This window comes from Paenibacillus sp. JCM 9796, assembly GCF_055379675.1.
Genome location: NZ_AP043723.1, coordinates 3,107,341 through 3,128,866 on the forward strand (window position 1 = coordinate 3,107,341; position 21,526 = coordinate 3,128,866).

Annotated in this window: 22 protein-coding genes and 1 pseudogene; 21 read left to right on the forward strand and 2 right to left on the reverse strand. The window is 53.0% G+C overall.

Features of this window, described 5'->3' with window-relative positions; genetic code table 11:
- The first annotated feature begins 17 nt into the window (after positions 1–17).
- The 9 genes from ACZ439_RS14945 to ureG all read left to right on the forward strand — a co-directional run bounded on the left by ACZ439_RS14945 (position 18) and on the right by ureG (position 7,766).
- Positions 18–1,064: an aliphatic amidase gene (locus ACZ439_RS14945; RefSeq protein ID WP_464619860.1), complete on the forward strand. Its 1,047-nt coding sequence runs from the start codon at positions 18–20 to the stop codon at positions 1,062–1,064.
- Positions 1,065–1,197: 133 nt separating this feature from the next.
- Positions 1,198–2,292: an AAA family ATPase gene (locus ACZ439_RS14950; protein WP_054796497.1), complete on the forward strand. Its 1,095-nt coding sequence runs from the start codon at positions 1,198–1,200 to the stop codon at positions 2,290–2,292.
- An 18-nt stretch (positions 2,293–2,310) separates the two neighbouring features.
- Positions 2,311–3,129, forward strand: a complete 819-nt coding sequence (locus ACZ439_RS14955; protein WP_127608895.1) for an urease accessory protein UreD — start codon at positions 2,311–2,313, stop codon at positions 3,127–3,129.
- Between the two features lie 13 nt (positions 3,130–3,142).
- Positions 3,143–3,811: an urease accessory protein UreF gene (locus tag ACZ439_RS14960; RefSeq protein WP_141334378.1), complete on the forward strand. Its 669-nt coding sequence runs from the start codon at positions 3,143–3,145 to the stop codon at positions 3,809–3,811.
- A gap of 30 nt (positions 3,812–3,841) precedes the next feature.
- Positions 3,842–4,192 carry an urease subunit gamma gene (locus ACZ439_RS14965; RefSeq protein WP_054796501.1) on the forward strand — a complete coding sequence of 117 codons (351 nt, stop codon included), beginning with the start codon at positions 3,842–3,844 and terminating at the stop codon, positions 4,190–4,192.
- A gap of 15 nt (positions 4,193–4,207) precedes the next feature.
- The gene (locus tag ACZ439_RS14970; protein ID WP_412760911.1) at positions 4,208–4,627 is read left to right on the forward strand and encodes an urease subunit beta; all 420 of its coding nucleotides are present in this window, start codon (positions 4,208–4,210) and stop codon (positions 4,625–4,627) included.
- Positions 4,617–6,329 carry an urease subunit alpha gene (gene ureC, locus ACZ439_RS14975; protein ID WP_372814464.1) on the forward strand — a complete coding sequence of 571 codons (1,713 nt, stop codon included), beginning with the start codon at positions 4,617–4,619 and terminating at the stop codon, positions 6,327–6,329. The genes ACZ439_RS14970 and ureC overlap by 11 nt, the downstream gene beginning before the upstream one ends.
- A gap of 36 nt (positions 6,330–6,365) precedes the next feature.
- The gene (locus tag ACZ439_RS14980) at positions 6,366–6,986 is read left to right on the forward strand and encodes an urease accessory protein UreE (protein WP_054799451.1); all 621 of its coding nucleotides are present in this window, start codon (positions 6,366–6,368) and stop codon (positions 6,984–6,986) included.
- 165 nt (positions 6,987–7,151) lie between these two features.
- On the forward strand, positions 7,152–7,766 hold the full coding sequence (gene ureG, locus ACZ439_RS14985; protein ID WP_464619861.1) for an urease accessory protein UreG: 615 nt from the start codon (positions 7,152–7,154) through the stop codon (positions 7,764–7,766).
- 42 nt (positions 7,767–7,808) lie between these two features.
- On the opposite strand, the gene ACZ439_RS14990 is transcribed toward ureG, so the two are convergent.
- Positions 7,809–8,753, reverse strand: a complete 945-nt coding sequence (locus tag ACZ439_RS14990) for a DNA-3-methyladenine glycosylase family protein (RefSeq protein WP_464619862.1) — start codon at positions 8,751–8,753, stop codon at positions 7,809–7,811.
- 149 nt (positions 8,754–8,902) lie between these two features.
- Between ACZ439_RS14990 and ACZ439_RS14995 the strand changes: the two genes are divergently transcribed.
- The 4 genes and pseudogenes from ACZ439_RS14995 to ACZ439_RS15010 form a co-directional block, all read left to right on the forward strand.
- Positions 8,903–9,499, forward strand: a complete 597-nt coding sequence (locus ACZ439_RS14995) for a bifunctional transcriptional activator/DNA repair enzyme AdaA (RefSeq protein WP_372814869.1) — start codon at positions 8,903–8,905, stop codon at positions 9,497–9,499.
- Entirely contained in the window at positions 9,483–10,034 is a 552-nt protein-coding gene (locus tag ACZ439_RS15000) for a methylated-DNA--[protein]-cysteine S-methyltransferase (RefSeq protein WP_054796503.1), read from the forward strand. The genes ACZ439_RS14995 and ACZ439_RS15000 overlap by 17 nt, the downstream gene beginning before the upstream one ends.
- 93 nt (positions 10,035–10,127) lie before the next feature.
- Entirely contained in the window at positions 10,128–10,382 is a 255-nt protein-coding gene (locus ACZ439_RS15005; protein WP_141334386.1) for a hypothetical protein, read from the forward strand.
- A gap of 293 nt (positions 10,383–10,675) precedes the next feature.
- Positions 10,676–11,050: pseudogene (locus ACZ439_RS15010) on the forward strand (ABC transporter substrate-binding protein); the annotation flags it as partial.
- Positions 11,051–11,109: 59 nt separating this feature from the next.
- Here ACZ439_RS15010 and ACZ439_RS15015 read toward each other — a convergent pair.
- On the reverse strand, positions 11,110–11,922 hold the full coding sequence (locus ACZ439_RS15015; RefSeq protein ID WP_141334387.1) for an AraC family transcriptional regulator: 813 nt from the start codon (positions 11,920–11,922) through the stop codon (positions 11,110–11,112).
- Between the two features lie 217 nt (positions 11,923–12,139).
- Here ACZ439_RS15015 and ACZ439_RS15020 point away from each other — a divergent pair, with 217 nt between their 5' ends.
- From ACZ439_RS15020 to hmpA, 8 genes are all read left to right on the forward strand, one after another.
- Positions 12,140–12,589, forward strand: a complete 450-nt coding sequence (locus ACZ439_RS15020; RefSeq protein WP_127608889.1) for an SRPBCC family protein — start codon at positions 12,140–12,142, stop codon at positions 12,587–12,589.
- 313 nt (positions 12,590–12,902) lie between these two features.
- Positions 12,903–14,126 carry an ROK family transcriptional regulator gene (locus ACZ439_RS15025; RefSeq protein ID WP_464619863.1) on the forward strand — a complete coding sequence of 408 codons (1,224 nt, stop codon included), beginning with the start codon at positions 12,903–12,905 and terminating at the stop codon, positions 14,124–14,126.
- Between the two features lie 274 nt (positions 14,127–14,400).
- Entirely contained in the window at positions 14,401–16,023 is a 1,623-nt protein-coding gene (locus tag ACZ439_RS15030) for an AraC family transcriptional regulator (protein WP_464619864.1), read from the forward strand.
- A 111-nt stretch (positions 16,024–16,134) separates the two neighbouring features.
- Positions 16,135–17,130, forward strand: coding sequence for an ABC transporter substrate-binding protein (locus ACZ439_RS15035; RefSeq protein ID WP_464619865.1), 996 nt, complete (start codon positions 16,135–16,137; stop codon positions 17,128–17,130).
- Between the two features lie 85 nt (positions 17,131–17,215).
- The gene (locus ACZ439_RS15040) at positions 17,216–18,229 is read left to right on the forward strand and encodes a FecCD family ABC transporter permease (protein ID WP_464621134.1); all 1,014 of its coding nucleotides are present in this window, start codon (positions 17,216–17,218) and stop codon (positions 18,227–18,229) included.
- Positions 18,226–19,269 (forward strand): FecCD family ABC transporter permease, encoded by a 1,044-nt coding sequence (locus ACZ439_RS15045; protein WP_464619866.1) that lies wholly within the window; start codon positions 18,226–18,228, stop codon positions 19,267–19,269. The genes ACZ439_RS15040 and ACZ439_RS15045 overlap by 4 nt, the downstream gene beginning before the upstream one ends.
- A 78-nt stretch (positions 19,270–19,347) precedes the next feature.
- Positions 19,348–20,121 carry an IucA/IucC family C-terminal-domain containing protein gene (locus ACZ439_RS15050; protein WP_430103646.1) on the forward strand — a complete coding sequence of 258 codons (774 nt, stop codon included), beginning with the start codon at positions 19,348–19,350 and terminating at the stop codon, positions 20,119–20,121.
- A 140-nt stretch (positions 20,122–20,261) separates the two neighbouring features.
- Positions 20,262–21,521, forward strand: coding sequence for an NO-inducible flavohemoprotein (gene hmpA / locus ACZ439_RS15055; RefSeq protein WP_054796507.1), 1,260 nt, complete (start codon positions 20,262–20,264; stop codon positions 21,519–21,521).
- The last annotated feature ends 5 nt before the right edge of the window (positions 21,522–21,526 follow it).

Below are 21,526 nucleotides of genomic sequence, written 5' to 3' on the forward strand. Positions count from 1 at the left end.
TGAGAGGAGATTTTACAATGAGACATGGGGACATTTCGAGCAGCGCAGATACGGTAGGGGTAGCGGTAGTCAACTATAAAATTCCACGTCTGCACACCAAGGAGGAGGTTCTGGAGAACGCGCGTAAAATTGCGGATATGGTCGTCGGCATGAAAAAGGGTCTGCCGGGCATGGATCTGGTTGTATTTCCGGAATACAGCACGATGGGCATCATGTATGACAACGACGAAATGTACGCTACAGCGGCGTCGATTCCCGGCGAAGAGACCGCTATTTTCTCGGAGGCTTGCCGAACAGCGGGCGTTTGGGGCGTGTTCTCCCTGACCGGCGAGAAGCACGAGAACCATCCGGAAAAAGCGCCTTACAACACGCTGATCCTGATGAACGACAAGGGCGAAATCGTGCAGAAGTACCGCAAATGCATTCCGTGGTGCCCGATCGAAGGCTGGTATCCGGGAGACACCACTTATGTGACCGAAGGGCCGAAGGGCATGAAAATCAGCCTGATCATTTGCGACGACGGCAACTATCCGGAAATTTGGCGCGATTGCGCGATGAAGGGCGCCGAGCTGATCGTCAGATGCCAGGGCTATATGTATCCGGCCAAGGACCAGCAAATCATGATGTCCAAATCGATGGCGTGGGCGAACAATGTGTATGTGGCTGTCGCCAACTGCACCGGCTTCGACGGCGTATATTCCTACTTCGGGCACTCCGCGCTGATCGGCTTTGACGGACGGACGCTCGGCGAGTGCGGGACGGAAGAATACGGCGTGCAGTTCGCCGAGTTGTCGGTATCGCAAATCCGCGATTTCCGCAAAAACTCGCAGTCCCAGAACCACCTGTTCAAGCTGCTTCACCGCGGATATACCGGCATGCTGAACTCCGGCGACGGCGAGCGCGGAATTGCCGACTGCCCGTTCGACTTCTACCGCACATGGGTGATGGACGCAGAGAAGGCGAGAGAAGACGTGGAGAAAATTACGCGCTCCACGCTGGGCACGGCCGAATGTCCGATCGAGGGCATTCCGAACGAAGGCAGGCTGCAGGAAGCGGGCAAGTAAGCCTCACGGTCATGAGGATAACGGAAGGGGCGGCTGCGCCAAGCGGCCGGTCCTTCCTGATCATGGCCGTCCTGTTTTATCTGAAAAGCCGGTTGGACCGGGCGAATGATAGGGTAAAAGGGGGAAACACCTTATGCCGTATATTAACGACAAGCTTCAGGACCTGGAACAAAAGCGTTCCGCTTCCCCCGGCACAGGCAACAAGACGCAAACCCGCTTCAGGTTCGATGTGGAGGACGTCATGGGCAAAATGCGCAGCCGGATTTACGGGCAGGAGCAGGCGATGGAATCGATCGAGAACATGCTCAAAATTGTCCGGTCCGATATCGCGGACCCTGACAAGCCGCTGTATGTCGGCCTGTTTCTCGGGCCTACCGGCGTGGGGAAAACGGAGATCGTGCGCACGCTCGCGGAAATTATTCACGGCTCCAAGGACGGGTTCTGCCGGGTGGACATGAACACGCTGGCCCAGGATCATTACGCCGCGGCCTTGACGGGCGCGCCCCCGGGCTATGTCGGGAGCAAGGAAGGCTCCACCATTCTGAATAAAGAGAAAATCGAGGGCAGCTTCAGCAAGCCGGGCATCGTGCTGTTCGATGAAATTGAAAAAGCGGGCCCCCAGGTGCTGCTGACGCTGCTCAATATTTTCGATAACGGCATCATGACGATTTCCAGCGGCGATAAAGTCATCGATTTCCGGAATACGATAATTTTCATGACGAGCAATATTGCCGCTTCGGATATTTACCGGTTTACCGACCGGCAGCTGTCGTCGGCCCCGGCGTTATTCTCGTATTACGCCAATCCGGCCAACTGGGTCCGCCGCGAGCAAAACCTGCTCGAGAGGATCGTGATGAGAAAGCTGGAAAGGTTCCTCAAGCCGGAGTTTATTAACCGGATTGACGATATCGTCATCTTCAACTGGCTGGCGCAGCCGACGCTGGAGAAGGTGACGGGCGTGTTGACGGAGCAGCTGAACCTCAGGCTTCGCAAGCACCGCTGCACCCTGCGGATAGACAATGCCGCCAGGGACTTTCTGGCCGAGCAAGGCTATAACAAGAAATTCGGGGCCCGGGCTTTGAAGCGGGCATTCCGGACGTACATCGAGGTGCCGCTGGCGGAGCTGTTGATGGAGCGGCCGCCGGGCGAAGCGCCGGGCGTGTATACCGCAAGCTACTCACCGGGCGGGGCGCATGTCGTTTTTCAGCATTCATCGGCTTCGGAGTGACACGCGGGGAGGAACGGCATGCGCGGCACATTGGATTTGGGCATTACCGCAAACCGGCGGAATCAAAGCTTTATTTCCCGGATGAACTACACCTTTCCTTTAAAAGTATTGCGGCCCTTCTATCTGGACGGGATCGGCACCGCCTACATCTATTTGCTGGATACGGCGGGAGGGATGCTGGCCGGAGACAGCCTGGATTACCGGATTCGCGTGGAGGACGGTGCCCGGCTTTACTTAACGAACGCCTCCGCCTCCAAGTCGTACGTGATGAACGGGGGCGGGGCGCAAGTGCATCAGTTTTTTTCCGTCGGACGGCAGGCCAGCATGGAGTTTTTTCCGGAGGAGGTCATGCTGTTCAAGGATACGACCCTGGAGACGGCTACCCGCATCGAGGCCGAGCGCGATTCGGTGTTCGCTTTCTGCGACATGTACGCGTGCGGGCGGAAGCATAAGGGCGAACGGTTCGAGTTCCGGAGTATGGGAAATCTGCTCGAAATCGTGATCGACGGCAAGCTGGCCGTCTGGGAAAAGTACCGTGTGGACGGGCATCGGCTGCAGTCGGGCCAGCCCGGTTACCTGGAGGAATATACCCATTGGGGCACTTTATACATGTACAGCAGCGAGACGGACGGCGCTATGCTGCAGACCGCCCGGGAATGCCTGGCCGGCATCGGCGAAGGCGGGGTGTGGGCGGGCTGCTCGCTTCATCCGAGCGGAGTGCTGACCGTGAAAGCTTTAAGCGCGGAATACGAGGCGGTCAAGGACTGCTTTCAACAAGTATGGGCGCAGCTGCGGCCCCGGATGCTGAAGGAGGCGCTGCCTTATATCCGCAAATAACAGACCGAACGCTTTGCTGACCTGGCTGCAGCTTGCCGGGGGCACCTTCCCGACAGGCAGCTTTAACCATTCCTACGGTCTGGAAACTTATATACAATCGGGGAGGGTGCGCAGTGCGGCGGATGTGGAAGCGATCCTGCTCGCCTATATGGATGTGTACATCCAAACCGATCTGATTTTCGTGAAGCAGGCGTATGAGGCGATCCGCAGGAACGATACGGAGGCTATCGAAACGCTGCAGTCTTATTACTCCGCAACCAAGCCGGCCAGCGAGCTGCACGCCGCCAGTCTGAAAACGGGACGATCCCTGCTGCTCGGCGTGAGAAATCTGTATGCGGGCCAAGCGCCCGAGTCTTTCGGCCGCTTGAAAGATCCCGCGATGATGTACCATTACGCTTTGGCTTACGGTCTTTCGGCCGCCATTATGGAGCTGCCCTTTCATGAAACGGCGCAAACCTATATGTACGCGGGACTGGCCTCGCTCGTGTCCGTAGCGACGCGAATTATCCCGCTCGGGCAAAACGAATCCCAGCTGGTTTTGTTCCGGCTCGGCCGGCGGCTCTCGGAGCTGGAGATCGATGATCAAGAGCTGACGCTGGAGAAGATGAACACCTTTTCACCGGGGCTGGAAATCGCCTCCATGGCCCATGAAACCTTATATACCCGGTTGTGCATGTCTTGATAAACAAATCTGACGAGGCGGTGATGCAAGGTGCATCTTACTCCGAGGGAGAACGAGAGACTGCTTATTTATACGGCTGCCGAACTGGCAAGAAGAAGACTGAAGAACGGCATCAAGCTGAACCATCCCGAAGCGGTTGCGGTCATTTGCGACGAGCTCCTGGAGCAGGCCCGGGAAGGGAAAAAGCGTCTGGCCGACGTCATTGCGTTCGGCTCCCGGATTTTGGCTCAGGAGGAAGTGCTGGAGGGCGTGGAGCAGCTGATCCCGATGATCCAGGTGGAAGGGATGTTCCCGGACGGTTCCAAGCTGATCACGGTTCACGATCCCATCCGTTTCTCCACCCGCAAGGAAATGAACGAGACGGCATATCTGACATTGTAACGGAGGTTGCGGACGATGCATGCAGAGCGATTCGAGATCGGCGCTATGATCTACAGGGAAGAACAAATCGAGCTTCGTCCCGGACGCAGAAGAATGGATATCCGGGTCCGGCATTGCGGGGATCGTCCTATCCAGGTCGGTTCCCACTTTCACTTTTTTGAAGTGAACAAGGTGCTGGAATTCGACCGGCGGCAGGCCTTCGGCATGCATCTTGACGTGCTGTCGGGGACGGCGGTCCGCTTCGAGCCGGGCGAGGAGAAGGATGTCAGGCTGGTAGCTTACGGCGGTGCGCAAAAGCTGATCGGCTTTAACGGATTGACGATGGGCGACCTGAACGACGAAGCGGTCAAGGAGGCCGCATACGGGCGTGCCGAAGGCCGGGGTTACATCAAGGAATGCCGGGACGACGGACAAGGGGGACGCCATGCGGATTAGCAGAAAGCATTACGGGGAGCTTTTCGGGCCGACGGCCGGGGACAAGCTGCGGCTGGCGGATACGGACCTGTGGATCGAAATCGAAAAGGATTACAACGCTCCCCATTATGGGGACGAAGCCGTATTCGGGGGCGGCAAGACGCTGCGCGACGGCATGGGGCAGTCGAGCATACCGAATGCCGAAGGAGCGCTCGACTTTGTCATTACCAATGTCATCGTGATGGACCCGATACTCGGCATCGTCAAGGGCGATATCGGGATCAAGGAAGGGAAAATCGTCGGCATCGGCAAAGCCGGCAATCCGAACACGATGGACATTACGCCGGGACTGATCGTCGGACCCGGTACCGATATCATTTCGGCCGATCCGGGCATGATCGCCACGCCGGGCGGCATCGATACGCATGTGCATTTCGATTCCGCGCAGCTCGTCGCGGAAGCTTTAAGCAGCGGCATTACGACGATGATCGGCGGCGGCACAGGGCCGAAGACGGTGGGCATCGAGGCGCCGGGGGCGTTCAATATCCAGCGGATGATCGCCGCTTTCGAAGCGTTTCCGATGAATATGGGCATGCTCGGCAAAGGCAACGCCAGCGAGAAAGCGGCGCTGATCGAGCAGATCGAAGGCGGCGCGATCGGTCTGAAAATTCACGAGGACTGGGGCAGCACGCTGGCCGTTATCGATACCTGCCTGCAGGTGGCCGACGAACTGGACTTTCAGGTGCAGATCCATACGGATACGTTAAACGAATCCGGGTTTGTCGACGATACGCTGGAGGCCATCGGCGGCCGAACGATTCACGCCTACCATGTGGAAGGGGCGGGAGGAGGCCACGCGCCCGACATCCTGAAAGTAGTCGGCTATCCGCACGTGATTCCGTCCTCCACCAATCCGACCAACCCGTTCACCGTCAACACAGTCGATGAGCATCAGGACATGATCATGGTCTGCCATCATTTGAATCCGGCAGTGCCGGAGGATGTGGCCTTCGCCGATTCGCGGGTTCGCGAGGAGACGATAGCGGCCGAAGACGTGCTCCACGATATGGGCGCGATCAGCATTATGGGCTCCGACTCCCAGGGAATGGGGCGGATCGGGGAAACCGTCCTGCGCGTCTGGCAGCTGGCCTCGAAGATGAAGCGTCAGCGCGGGCCGCTGCCGGAGGAGCAGGGGGAGAACGATAACTTTCGGGTTCTCCGCTATTTGGCCAAGTATACGATCAACCCGGCCACGGTGTTCGGCGTGCAGGATTACGTCGGCTCGCTGGAGCCGGGGAAGCTGGCCGATATCGTACTGTGGCGGCATACGTTTTTCGGCGCCAAGCCGGAGACGATTATCAAGGGAGGCTTTATCGCCTGGTCGACGATGGGTGAGGCGAACGGTTCGCTGATGACCTGCCAGCCGATTATGTATCGTCCGCAGTACGGCGCTTTCGGCGGCAATCCGAACACCCTCTCGTATATTTTCGTGAACCGGGCCGCTTTGGATAAAGGCATCGCGCAGAAGCTCCCGGCTTCGGCGGGCAAGTTCGTGCCGGTTAAGAACACCCGGAATCTCGGCAAAAAGGATATGGTGCGCAACGATTATTGCCCGAATATCACCGTCGACCCCGAGCTGTACCGCGTGGAGATCGACGGGGAGCCGGTAACCTGCGAGCCGCTGGAGGAGGTTCCGCTGAGCAAGCTGTATTTTATTCGATGACATTGATTTCGACGAGCAGAAAAGAGGCGGACATCCATGATATGTACCGAAATATTGGGCAATTCCTTTGAGCTGGAGCTGGCGCAGGATAACGAAGAATTGTACGGATTCGAGATCGTGGCGTTGACGTGGGATGAATGCGCCAAGCGTATCCTGCGCAAGAATACCGATCTCGGCAAAGTGATCGGCATCTCCCTTCCGCTGCAAACGACGCTGCGGCACGGTGATATTTTATTCCGCGATGAGGAGCATACGGTGCTTGTTTTCGTTCAGCCCTGCGAGGTTCTGGTTATTTTCGCCGAATCGGTGCGGGAGCTGGGGACGCTTGCCTACGAGCTCGGAAACCGCCATCTGCCGCTGCAGGTTACCGAGAAGGGCGAGATCGTCGTCCTTCCGGACGATCCGACGGAGGCGCTGCTGACCAAGCTGGGCGCCCGCTATGAAAGGCAGAGCCGACGGTTCCAGCCGATTCCCAAGGGCGGCGGACACCATCACCACGATGATCGCACGGGCCACGGCAGCAGTCATGGACACAGTCACACGCATGCAGCCAGCCATGGTCACAGCCACCATCACGATCACAGTCATGCAGCCGGCCACGATCATGATCACGATCATCATCGAAACCGTGAAAACGGGCTTCGCGTCGGTTTCTGACGTGCAGGCGGCGCGGGTTTGGCCGAAAAAACAGCGGCCGAGAGGTGACAATCGGTGCAGGGCTGCGGCAGCCGCAGGCTTTCCGCGGGAAAGCCGCTTCGTAAGCTTGCGCTGCCCGTACCCGAGGTTTGTTCACCTCAATTTCCACACAGGAGGAGTTAGCATATGGGTTATATACGAGTCGGAATCGCCGGACCGGTCGGTTCGGGAAAAACAGCGCTTGCCGAGAAGCTGGCCCGTCATATGTCCGGGCAGTACAGCATGGCGGTCGTAACCAACGATATTTATACGAAAGAGGACGCGGAATTTCTGGTGCGCAGCGGTGTTTTGCCGGCCGAGCGTATTGTCGGCGTAGAGACGGGCGGCTGTCCGCATACGGCTATCCGCGAGGATGCATCGATGAATCTGGAAGCCATCGACGGTCTTGTCCGACGTTTCCCGGATGTGGAGATCATCCTGGTGGAAAGCGGCGGGGACAACCTGTCGGCGATCTTCAGCCCGGAGCTGGTGGACGCCTTCATCTATGTGATCGATGTGGCTGAAGGCGACAAAATCCCCCGCAAAGGCGGCCCGGGCATCACCCGGTCGGATCTGCTGGTCATCAACAAAATCGATTTGGCCCCTTATGTAGGCGCCGATCTGTCGGTCATGGACCGCGATTCGCGGAAAATGAGGGGAGAGCGTCCCTATATTTTTACGAACCTGAAAAGCGAGGAAGGATTAGAGCAGGTCATCGCGTGGATTCAAAAAGAGGTGCTGCTGGAGGGTTTGGCGGGCTAGGCCGAAGCACGGCGGCGCCCGGCGTTTCAAGATGGGCTTATCCTAATAAAGAAACCTCCACAAGTAAAACGTGGCATAGGACTCCCAATTCGTCCATCCGGAGGACAGCTTCAAAATTTCATCCTTCGTCGGTTTCTTCTCCGTCCCCAGTAGAAATTTGATGGCATTATGCAAGCCGACATCGTCAATCGGAAAGGCGGAAGGCATCCGAAGGCAGCGCATGAGTACATAATTGGCCGTCCATGGACCGATGCCTCGAATGGCGACAAGCTTTTTTTCGACCTTTTTGATGTCGCCTGCGTCGATCAGCATGTCACGGGTCAGCTGCCCTTCCGCCATCAGCTTGGCCACGCCGATCAAGTATTCGCATTTCTTGACCGTCATGCGCAGTACATCCAGATCTTCCACCGTTAGAGCTGCAATAACCTGCGGGGTGGGGAATATCCAGTAGGTTTCCCCTTCGCACTCCACGCGTCGGCCAAAATTCTCGACAACCCTCCTTTTCAGCGTGTACGCATAGGTCAGGTTGATTTGCTGTCCGATGATTCCCCAGCTGATCGCCTCGAACAAATCGGGAATGCCGACATTGCGCAGGCCGTAGAAGCGCTCCACCGCTTGTTTCAAGAGCCTATCGCGGCGCGCCATGCCGTAGAACGGAAGCAGATCCGTATCCAGATCAAACCAGTCCCTGACATAACGTGCGACCGCGGCCCGGACCCTCTGCTCCTTCGGGATCGTATCCCCCAAAAAACGGATGAGGATCGCACCGTCCTGATCCGCGCTTATTTCAACTACGGGCGTTTCCTGTTCCACCGGAATCGCTTTATACAGTCGCCGATCTTTCGTGTGAAACAAGCACTCGTTGGAGGCAGCCGCCAAATAGTTCAGATTTTCATCGAAGCTGAACTCGTTCGGCACGTGCAGCTTTAACTCACAGCCGTTATCTTCCCAGCAGCCTTGAGGCAAGCCGGCATCATGATGTTCCAATGTAATCCCCCATTCAACTCGGTATGCTCCCCCTTCTAGTTGTAACATAAAAAAGCAATTTCATAATTTCGTTATCTTGCTGTTCCATTCGGGCATACACCCACACGTTCACGATTGGGGGTATAATAAGGGGAACGGAGGTGAACGAAATGACGAACCCGGATTCACTCACGGACGAGATGTGGCAGGCTATTCTCAACAATGACGCATCTTACGACGGACAGTTTTTTTATGCGGTCAAGACAACAGGCATCTTTTGCCGGCCTTCCTGCCAATCCAAGCCGCCAAAGAAAGAAAATGTTCGTGTTTTCCAGCATGCTGACCACGCGGTCACCGGAAAATTCCGTCCCTGCAAGCGCTGCAAACCAACCGGCCGGCGTTTGCCGGATGAGGAGTGGGTAGCGATCGTCACCGCATTTATTGACAAGCATTATACAGAAGCATTGACGCTGGAGACATTGGCGGATATAAGCCATGGCAGTCCGTATCATTTGCACCGAACGTTCAAACGCATCAAAGGCATGACACCGGTTGCGTATATTCAGAACCAAAGAATAGAGAAAGCCAAGGAGCTATTACGCTCTACAGATAAAGCCGTCGCGGATATCGGAATAAGCGTGGGGCTGCACAATACTCCCTATTTCGTAACCTTATTTAAAAAGAAAACCGGGCATACGCCCACGAGTTATCGTCAATTCAAAAACCAAACTCCTGTGGAGGTGTTACCGCGTGGAAAGCAGCCTTAATTCGGCGATCTACTGGACGTTATTGACCTATGAAGACTGGAGGCTGCACGTTGCGGCCACACCGGAAGGGCTTTGTTACGTCGGATCGCCCAATCAACCTTTTGAAGCAATGGCCGACTGGATCTGCCTTCGCTTTCCCGGCCGCACGCTGGTTCAGCATGATGAAGAGTTGAAGCCTTATGGGAATGAACTCATCGAATATTTGCAGGGGAAACGCAGGAGCTTTTCCGTTCTATCCGATTTACGGGGAACCCCGTTTCAGGTGGCGGTGTGGAACGCGCTTGGCGAAATTCCGTACGGACAAACGGTGTCTTACTCGGATATTGCAACCCGCATCCGGAAGCCTGCTTCCGTACGTGCCGTTGGAGGAGCGATTGGCGCGAATCCCGTCCTGATCACCGTACCGTGTCATCGCGTAATCGGCAAGAATGGCGCCCTTACCGGTTATCGGGGCGGCATGGATATGAAGACAAAGCTTCTTCAACTCGAGCGTGAAGGTTCGCTTGTCGCAGGTGGTTTGCCGCCGCGTGCCTGATGGTCTCACCCAACGAATCGCAGATCTTAAAAGCAACATTTTTTCGGATGAATGCGTCTTTACCATAAAATGTATTCATTTGGAGGATTAAACGTGGCCCTAAAGTTGCTATCGGTTGTTTTCATTGTAATTGGAATCTCAATTCTATTCATGAGCCCTACATGGGGCGCGGATGCGGCGCTTTCCTATTTACAAAATGTTGGCGGTATGGAGCCGGCAAGATTGATTGCTTTACAAGATTCTTATTGTGCTTCCTTTCGAACAGCAGGGGCCATCTTGTTAAGCGCAGGAATAATCCGTCTATTATTTTGGAATTTGCCTGGACATCCCAAGCAAGATATGACGTAGTTTCGTGATACGGTTCTACTATCGCTCCGATCACCGAGGATAGGCTTTCCCGCATATTGATCTAGAGCTTTCTCACTTTGAGTAAGATGAAAGACGTCGTTGCTGTCAAGGTGGCGAACATTTCGATCGCCGCCCTCCAGATATTTTCATTGACAATATAATGACAGGGGTTATAAAATCCTTGTTAGTAATGATAATCATTATCATAAGAACAAAGCTTCCGGTATGTCAAACTAGCAGGGGGGAAATAAGAGAGAGTCAGGGAAGCCCATAATAAGATCGGCGACGGTACTGTCATGGCGGTACGCGTCACAGCGAAAGAGCTCTGAGTCTTCAGTAGGAGACGTCCCATGGGACCGATCTTGTTTGAAGACCTGGGCTTAAAGCCTGCCAAAGGATTCGATCAGCTCAGTAAGGACAAGGCCTATGAGCTGATTTCACAGGAAGTGCTTCCTGACTATGACGCCGATGCGATCTTCGTCGTTGTTAACAGAGATGATGGAGCCCAAAAGTTATACCAGCAAATCCAAAGCAGTCCCATTTGGCAAGGATTAAAGGCCGTCAAAGCAAACCACGTATATGCCATCCCCGATCAGCCATGGCTCGATTACTCAGCATTAGGCAGCAAAATGGCACTGGATGATGCGGAAAAAATGTTTGCGAAGTAACCCGCTCTTTGAGCGGGTTTTTCCGTGTTGCGCGCACTGCGCTGTACGCTATAAAAGCATCAGGTCGATGCTGTACGCCGTCTGACATACTCCTCCGGAGTCATACCGATGGTGGCTTTGAAATCTTTGATAAAATGCGATTGGTCGTGATAGCCGAGATCCATCGACAGCTTCGCCCAGTCGTGGTTTGGATGAAGATCCATCGTTTCTGCCGCATTTTGGAGCCGGTAAAGTTGAATGACCCATTTCGGGCTGACTCCGACATATTGATCGAAGAGGCGCTGCAGCGTTCTTTTGTTAAGACTGAACGCGGTACAAATGTGATCTACTTTAGTCATATCCCGTTCTTCGATGATCCGGTCGATGATTTGATTAATCAGCGTGATATGGGGATCCTTATCCGGAAGTTTCGGCCGAATAAAACGCTCGGCATGTTCGACCATCTTGGCTTCATCTTCCTGAGAAAGAATGGCGCTCTCTAACGTTTGGGCATCTACGTCTAACACGCTGCCGACGTCCATGGGATGTTGGGATAACCTCGACACCGGTTGTTTAATAAACGGATAGAATCCGCCCGGCTTGAATTTCACGCCTAACACGCACCCTTTTCCCTGGATGAGATAGGAGTACTTACTTTTTGCGGCGCCGTAGAAGGCTGTCCGATTCGGTTCGATCACCAAATTCACACAAGGATTCGGGACGACATCTTGCAAATACGGCTCCTGCCCTGTTAAATCCCAGCTGACGATCCAGAAGTGCTTGACGAAAAAACCAAGATCGCCGGAGGGCGCATAACGGGAAAGCTGGAATTTTTTTTCGCCTCCATTTAAATGCAATACGCCCATACTGGGCTTTGGGACATTTGAAATCACTTTCAGTCACTCCAGTCCATTGTTTTCGGGAAGAGGGTTCCGCCAGGATGAAGGATTTATCCGGTTGAGTTATGCCGGTCGGTTCTCTTGTCGCGTTTTTACAATACTTGCAGCCAAGTACGCAACTATAATCATCTTAGCACATATGAGCTGCCTATAGGCGGAACCGCGGACAAGACCAGGTAGGATCAGTTCAAATCACGAAGGAGTGGACAATGTGGAACTCAAATACGAATTTTATATCGATGCACAGCCCGAGGACGTATGGAACACGTTGGTGTCCCCGGAAGGAACGCGCAAAACCTTTTTCGGCAGCGTGATCAGGTCAACGTTCAAGGCAGGCGATGCCTTGGAGTATGTAGGTCCGGGCAACGATGGCGACGAAACCGTTCATGTATATGGCACGTTATTGGCTTACGAACCTCATCAAACGCTAAGTTTTATCGAACATCCCGGTCCGTCCTACTTTCCGAACCATGCAGAGCTTGAGTCTAGGGTAACGTTTACGCTGGAAACGGTGGGCCAATGTACCAAACTGACGTTGGTCAATGACCAGTGGTCAGCGAATCATCCTTCTTATCCTAATGCTCAATCGCATTGGTGGATGATCCTCAGCAACATCAAGACTTTTACCGAGACCGGAAGGACGCTGGACTTTGGTTGGTAAAGGAATATAACAGAACGCCGGTTTCCAAACAGGGAAACCGGCGTTCTGTTGTTAGGGGTCCGCAAGCGGGTTGCCAGGATCTTCGCTGCTGTTTAGAAGGAGCCGAATGGCACCGTTTGCGGTCCTATAAGAACATCTTGACGTTCTGACCATAAACTGGTAATATCCACTTGGTATTGTGTGAGCAAAGCTTGATCGTTTGTAATCATATTTTCCATTTATTAGAATACATATAGGCAGGCTTCGTTAATCCGATTGAATAAATCGGATTAATTGTCTATTTTCCGTATTATGAATGAAAGTGGTGATTGAATTGCATTCCGTAACAGCTCGCGTTCTTCAAATCATTAGAAGATCTAAAGATCCGCTATCCAAAACAGACATTGCTGCGGAATCAGGTCTATCCTTGTCGGCCGTTAACGATCATATTGAACGCTTGATCAGCGACAAATTAATCATCATTTCAGAGATCGGAAATTCGAGCGGAGGACGCAAACCACGGCTGTACGCTCTGAATAAAGACGCCGGGCATGTCATTTCTATTGAACTCGGGGCTTCCAGCGTACAGTTTGCCATCTGCGATTTCGACTGTAATCTGAAGTTCTCCGACCATGCTTCCATCGAGCTTGGTCAAGGTCCGGATGAAGTCCTGGAACAAATCTACAGGCGGATCAGCTCATTAATGGAAATGAACCGGATCTCTAAGACTTCGATTAAAGGGATTGGTATCGGTATTCCAAGTCCTGTAGAATTTATTTCCGGTCTGCCTATTTCTCCGCCGATTATGCCTGGATGGGACAGGTATCCCATCCGCGTCTTTTGGGCTAAATATTTTGACTGCCCGTGTTATGTCGATAACGACGTTAATATTATGGCCTTGGGCGAGCATGCTAAAGGGTTGAACTTTGAAGTCGATAATCTGATTTATATCAAGATTGGATCGGGAATCGGCGCCGGTATCATCAGTCACGGGCAGTTATACCGCGGCTCCAACGGAAGCGCAGGGGATATCGGCCATATTGACGTTGGCAGCGATGTGTTATGCTGGTGCGGAAACCGCGGCTGTCTGGAAGCTATCGCGGGAGGGAAAGCACTGACCGCAAAGGCGAAAGAGCTGGCTTCTTCCGGACACAGTTCGTTCCTTATGGAAGCGCTTAAAGAAAAGAACGACATTACGCTTAAAGATATAAGAGCCGCCATTCAACAGCCCGATCCCTTGTCCGTGGAATTAATTCGTGACAGCGGCGCGACGATTGGACGCGTTATCGCATCGTTAGTGAACTTCTTTAATCCATCCTTAATTTCGATCGGCGGCAGCGTGTCCGAGTTTGGGGATATTTTCCTCGCCTCGTTAAGACAGGGGGTATACCAGCGGTCGCTTCCGCTCGCCACGCGCGATCTTCGTATCAATAAGTCGACACTCGGGAGGCCGGCCGGGCTCATCGGCGGAGCGTTTATGACCATCAGCCAATTGATCGTCAACAGCAGGGACAGTGATACGGACACCGTCCTGGAACGGAAACAAAGTCACCTGTGAACCCGTCTGTGATCTTAAGCCTGATAAGCATGGTCAACGGACTTAGCTTCATCGTGCTGCGAGCCGAGTGCATACGTCCTACGAGCTGAGAATCCTTGTATGCAGGGTTCTCGGCTTTTTCATTTGGCCGCAGGTCGCTCAAGCGGGCTGGCCTTGCGATTGCACGTCGGTGATGGATAGGATGCTGCAGCCGGGAGAGCCCCGGGCTATGAATTGTATGTCTTTCTGTATATAATGAGAATAATTCTCAATATATACAGAAGGGCTGATCCCAATGAATAACGTCAAACACCTCTCTGAGCGACTTGCTTCTTATTTGTATAAATTGGAAGATATTAAACACGTCTATTCGGGTCATTCTTTATGTCAACAAGAGACATCCTTGTATACGATGATGTTAATTAAGGAAGCTGCCGGCAACCTTGTTATAGATGGACGAAGCTACCCCTTACATAGGCGAAAGGTATTCATCTTATCGCCGAATGCCGTCGTCCATCTTCATATTCTTTCGGATTCCCCGGTAGAGTTCTATCGGATCAGGTTTCACGCGCAGCAGGCGGCAGATGAGCGCCATTTCATGCCTGCGGAGCTGAACTGCCCGGATGAGTTCATCGTCACGCATTTTCATTTTCTAAGCGATATGGTTGTGGAGATGGATAAGAAAATGCGAAGCGGAAATATATGGGATGCGATGAAGGCGAATATCATTTTTCAAGAAATGCTGTGTTCCCTGTTCAAGGATGCCATTCATGCTCCCAAACCAAATGTGGATCAGGCGATTACCCTCACGCTCGATTATATGGAGCAAAATTACCCGACGGACATTACGCGCGAGAAGCTTGCCGAAATGGCCGGCATGAGCGCTGACTATTATTCGAAGGTGTTCAAGAAAAAAACCGGCAAAAGCCCGATCGAATATTTGACCGATATCCGAATCAATCAGGCCAAGCAATCGCTTGTGCTGACTCGCGACTCCTTTCGTTCGATCGCCCAAAGCGTCGGCTTCAGCGATGAATACTATTTCAGCCGCAAGTTCAAAGCGACGACAGGCCGCTCGCCAACCTCTTATGTGAATTCGATCAAATACTCGGGCAAGATCGCTTCGCTTAAACATCTGCTGACCGGGCATTTGGTTGCTCTCGGCATCGAGCCTTACGCCGCCGTGATTAATAGCGCTTACCCGGTTACTACCCGATTCCGCAGCACGATCGCTGTCGGCGACACCCAGCCGGACCTGGAGAAGCTGATGACCGCGCGGCCGGATTTAATCGTGACTTGCGAGTTTCGCGATTTTGAAAAATCCCAAAAAGAGAAAATGTATGAGCAAATCGCCCCGACGGTGACGCTTCCTTTTTTTCAAAACTGGCGAACCCATCTTCAGTCGATTGCCAAAATCGTCGGCAAAGAAAAGGAAGCTGAAGATTGGCTGGAGCGATACGAGAGAAAAGCGGACAGAATTCGAAAGCAAGTTCAGAGTAAAGTCGGAGATAAAACCATCTTAATCGTCGGAATCGGCGAAGGGAAAATGTGTGTGTACGGTCAGCGTAACATCGGGACGGTCCTTTACGGCGATTTGAAGCTGCCCGCTCCCAATGGAGTAGCGGATATCTCCCATTACAAGGAGATCACGCTGGACCAGCTAGCCCAGTTCGAAGCGGACCGAATCCTATTAACCAGCTATAAGCACCATGGCGAGACGTATGTGGATCAGGCGATCCGGAACGAAGTTAAGGCGCTGTTCGCCGATAAACAGTGGCTTGCTTTAAAGGCGGTTCGGAACGGGGCGGTGTCTTGTATGTATGATAGCCAGCATCTCTATACGTGCTATACCTCTCTGACGCATGATCTATTGCTGGATAAGGTGCACGAGCTGTTGATGTCGGATTCGTCCAAATAGCCGACTTAATTGTCCATTTCCATTGGGGCAAGCGCTCGTATAATTAGGAATGAGAATCAATATCAACACATTCGTGACCAATCCAGCACAAGAAAAGGGAGAGAGAAAGCCATGTTCAGGTCAAAAATAGGGTTATTTGCGCTAGCCACCTTGTTATTTATGCTGACGATCGTGGGCTGCGGCAAAGCGGAGAAGACGTCAGGGCCGACCGCGGCGACAGGAGCGCCCGCAGCGAAGGAAGCCGAAACGGGGGCTAATGAGGTTCGAACCATTAAGCACGTGATGGGAAGTACGGAAATAAAGGGTACGCCGACCAAAATCGTTACGCTATTTCAAGGAGGTACCGACGCTGTCGTTGCTTTCGGCCTTAAGCCGACAGGCGTAGTGGAAGCGAATGGGCAGCCTGTTTACGATTATTTGAAGAAAGATCTTGAAGGAGTTCCCCTGCTCGGGTTGGAAACTCAGCCGAACCTGGAGGCCATTTATAAGCTGAAGCCGGATGTCATTATTACGTCCAAGTTTCGGCATGAAGCGATCTACGATCAATTATCGAAAATTGCTCCTACGGTTATGGTAGACCAATTGTATGACTGGAAGGCAACCATACAGCTGGTCGGCCAAGTTGTGAACAACCCGCAGAAAGCTACGGAATTGTTGATGGCTTGGGATAAACGAGCGGCCGATTTTAAAGCGCAGATGGGCAGCCGACTGCCGATCAAGGCGGCGATCGGCAATTTCAGAGCGGATCATGCGCGGTTATATTACATGGGATTTGCCGGATTAATTTTGCGGGATCTTGGTTTTACGCGACCGAACGGCCACGAACAAGATATATGGGGCATTAAACTGAGCTCCAAAGAGAGCATACCGGACCTGAATGCGGATGTATTATTCATCTTCAACACCGGCACTGATGCGGCAGCCATTCAGAAAACATATGAGGAATGGACTGGCCATCCGCTATGGAAAAACCTTGACGCTTACAAAAAAAATCAAGTTTTTATCGTGAATGAGGTGAATTGGAACCTGGCTGGCGGGTATTTGTCTGCACATTTAATGCTGGATGAGCTTTATGACATATTCAAATTGCAGAAAGCAGCCAAATAACTGGAGGAATGTAAGGAGGAGCAGGATGTTATATCCTTTATCCTCCTTCTCTGCTTTACATTTCTTACATGAAAGAGTGAAGGGTATGTTTTGTTTTTTTAAGAACACGACCTCGAAAATAGGGGGCACGATAGGCATCCTCATCCTGTTGGCGGCTGCGTTTGTGTCCAGTATTGTTTGTGGCAGAACGTTCTTTCCATTAGACCTCGCGTTTGCCTCCGTGTTTCATTATGATCCAACCGTTACGGACCACCTCATCATTCATACCGAGCGTTTGCCGCGGGCTGTGATTGGAACTGTTGTCGGGGCAAGCTTGGCAGTTGCGGGTGCGCTGATGCAGGCTTTGACCCGAAATCCGCTGGCTTCTCCCAGTGTGTTCGGCATTAATGCGGGTGCCGTGTTTTTTGTCGTATTAGCGGTTATCTTCTTCTCGATCTCTTCCTTGGTTTCTTTAATGTGGTTAGCCTTTCTGGGTGCTTTTATTGCAGCCGTTATTGTTTATTTTCTTGGTTCTATTGGCAGGGACGGTTTAACCCCGATCAAAATCGTCCTCGCCGGTTCTGCAATAAGCGCTCTGTTCATGTCTTTAACGCAAGCTATTTTGGTATTGAATGAAGTCGGCATGCAAAATGTTTTGTTCTGGCTGGCCGGTTCGGTCAGCGGGCGCACGCTGGAAATGCTGCAGCCTGTATGGCCGCTCGTTGTTTTGGCAGGGCTTGTTTCCATGTCCATGGGAAAAGCCATCAATCTCTTGACTACGGGGGAAGACATTGCCAAAGGACTAGGGCAAAAAACGGTGTTAGTAAAATCGATGATGGGAATTCTTATTGTGGTTCTGGCAGGCTCTTCGGTCGCTATTGTCGGAGCCATAGGATTCATAGGGTTAGTCATTCCTCATATTGCCCGTGCTCTAGTGGGTAACGATTACAGATGGGTCATCCCCTTCTCCGCTCTATTGGGGGCCATATTGCTGTTGTCCGCCGATGTCGTGGCACGGCTCGTCATTTTGCCGCAAGAGGTGCCGATCGGCGTCATTACAGCGTTTATTGGAGTGCCTTTCTTTGTTTATATTGCCCGTAAGGGGGTTGCATGGAAATGAATCGGTATTTTACTTATCGCAGCAAACATGACCGGGTTCATTTCCAGATCCAGCAGAAATCGGCGTGGGTGATTAGCGGGCTTATGCTTCTGACGCTGGTGGCGGGCGTGGTGGGAATCGGTTTAGGAGATACGATGATCCATCCTCTGGATGTGTTAAGGACGATTCTGGGTTCCGGCTCCGGAGAGTATGACTTTATTGTGCATGTTCTGCGATTGCCGCGAGCTATGGTTGCGCTGCTTGTCGGAGCTGCTCTAGGCATCTCAGGCGCCATCCTGCAAGGCATCATTCGGAATCCGCTCGCTTCTCCGGATATTATCGGCATTACCGGAGGCGCATCTGTTGCTGCCGTTGCCTTTATCACTTATTTCGGCGGGCAAGTGAGCATCAAGTGGCTCCCGGCGGCTGCCATCATAGGGGCGATCCTCGTATCCCTGCTGATCTACCTGCCCGCTTGGAAGGGCGGAGTAACGGCGATTCGGCTTGTGCTCATCGGCATTGGGATAGCTGCCGCGATGAATGCCGCCACCACCTTGATGCTTGTCATGAGCTCGAGCTTTACGGCAGGCAAGGCGTATGTGTGGCTCACAGGCAGCGTGTATGGCGCTTCGTGGCAAGGGGTGTATACCGTTTTACCGGCGGTCGTTATATTGATTCCTCTCGTCTGGTATTTTGCAAGAAGCATGAATTCGCAAGAATTGGGAGATGATGTCGCTGCCGGACTGGGGGTTCCTGTCCAGAGGCACCGTTTTATGCTGCTAGTGTTAAGCGTAGTATTGGCCGGATTTGCTGTTTCTGTAGCGGGAGCGATCGGGTTCGTAGGCTTAATCGCGCCGCATATCGCCAGAAAATTAGTGGGCCGTCCGTTTGTCAGCCTGATGCTCGTATCCGCTTTAACCGGAAGCTTGCTCGTATTTACCGCTGATCTGATTGCACGGACGGCCTTTTATCCGCATGACGTTCCAGCGGGAATATTCACGGCTGGCGTTGGCGCGCCGTTCTTCATTTATCTGCTGTTCAAAAATCGGAACCAGTTTTGATGTGGAGAGGGAGCGATGGCCAATCTCGAGGCAAAATTTCGCAACGAATGTGGATGCTGCCGCAAGGGGGAAAAGGAAATGAACGATAGAATGCCGTCCTCGATGAAGCAAGAGGAATGGGATTATTTAGCCAACCATTTGCGCGTGACTACGGCAGAATCCGCTGACCGGACCTACTCCATATCCGCGCGTGATTTGGTAGACGAGCACAAGTGCGGCTTGTATTTAGACGGGTTAGCCAACCTTTACCGATCCCCGTCCAGAGCGATGACGGCTTCCCCGTTCGCCAAGAGGTATGCGTTTCTTATCGTTTCTCCCGGCTTGTATGCGATGACGATGTATAACCGGGGATTGGATTTGTCTATTGGAAACTGTCATGTCGAATCCTATTACCAAAAAACGACCTGGATGCCGAATATGCGTTTGGCCCATGTGAATGTGACACAGCCGGCAAGCGCCGGGCGCAATGCGTGGCGCGATCAAATACTATCCAGTATGTTTGCCGGGCATCTGGCACAAGTATGGCGTACTATTGCCAAGGCGAGTAACATTCCGAGGTCCATTTTGTGGGAGAACACGGCGATCTATGTGTATACGCTATACGAGAAGCGAATCCTGGAAGCGGCGGGTCGTCAGGAGCAGTTCCGTATGCAAGAGGATTTCGAATATTTAATTCGCGATGCGCCTGCGGGCTTGTTCGGGGAGAAGTATAATCCGTTTGCAAGATTTGACAGCCCGAAATGCATAGTCCCGGCTTCAGATCAACCGATCCGCATTCGGAAAACCTGCTGCTATTATTATATGATTTCCGACCATGAGAGCTATTGTCCCTCCTGTCCGAAAGTAAATTAAGGCCCTGCGGCAGGGCGGCAGGCGTCTTGCCGGTCCGTCACAGAACCTTGCGTATTCCTGTGACTCTAATCACACGGGCGGTACATCCTTTTGTTTATACTTGGTTCATATCAAGCAAACGCGAAAGCGAGGAGATCATCATGCTGCGTGTGGAAACGATTGAAACCATTAAATCGACGGTACCCGTGTTGGAGGTTCATGGGAAGGAGATTACCAAGCGCTTCTATCAAATGATGTTTACCCATCATCCTGAGCTGCTGAACGTATTTAATCACGCCAATCAGAATCAGGGCAGACAGCAAACTGCACTTGCCAACGCGGTGTATGCCGCGGCCGCCAATATAGACAAACTGGAGGCCATCCTTCCGGTCGTCAAGCAGATTGCACATAAGCATCGCAGTCTGGGTGTGAAAGCCGAGCATTATCCGATCGTCGGGCAGTATTTGCTCGCTGCGATCAAGGACGTACTGGGCGATGCGGCAACCGACGACATCTTACAGGCCTGGGCGGAGGCTTACGGCGTAATAGCCGACGTCTTCATGGGCATAGAGGCGGAGATGTACGAGAATGCCGAACGTCAGGAGGGCGGCTGGCCATCCTTCCGGGCGTTTCGGGTGGAGCGTAAAGTGAGGGAAAGTGAAGTGATCACTTCTTTTTACTTGGTGCCGGACGATGGTAAGGCGATCGCGGCCTTTGAACCGGGGCAATATGTGAGTGTAAAGATAGAAATTCCCGGGGAGTCCCATACCCATATCCGTCAGTACAGCCTCTCGGGAGCGCCGGGGCGCCCTTATTACCGGATTTCCGTGAAACGGGAGGATGCGATAGAGGGGCGGCCTGCAGGGAAGGTGTCCGTTTACTTGCATGAGCAGATCGAGGAAGGCGAGCTTCTTTGGCTTTCTGCGCCGGCCGGTGAGTTTACGCTGGATCGTACCGATACGCGGCCTGTTGTTCTGATTAGCGGCGGGGTCGGGTTGACGCCGATGATCAGCATGCTTGACACGCTGGTGGAAACGGATCCGAAGCGCCAGGTGACGTTCATCCATGCCGCCCGGAACGGGAATGTACACGCGATGAAGGCGCATGTGGAGGAAATCGCCGCCCAACACCCGCAGGTGTCGGTGTCTTGGTGCTATGAACAACCGACCGAACTCGATAAAGCGGAGGGCGCTTTCCAGAAGGAAGGATTTATCGATTTGCCCTGGCTGCAAACCGTCATACCGACCCGCGATGCCGGCTTCTATTTCTGCGGTCCCGTTCCGTTCATGAAAGCGTTGAACCGCGCGCTGAAGGACTGGGGGATTATGGCGTCGGATATTCATTATGAGTTTTTCGGTCCGGCCGGCGATCTGGAACAGCCCTCCGAAACGGCTGAGGCCGAAGTCAGCCGTCAGCGATAACGACC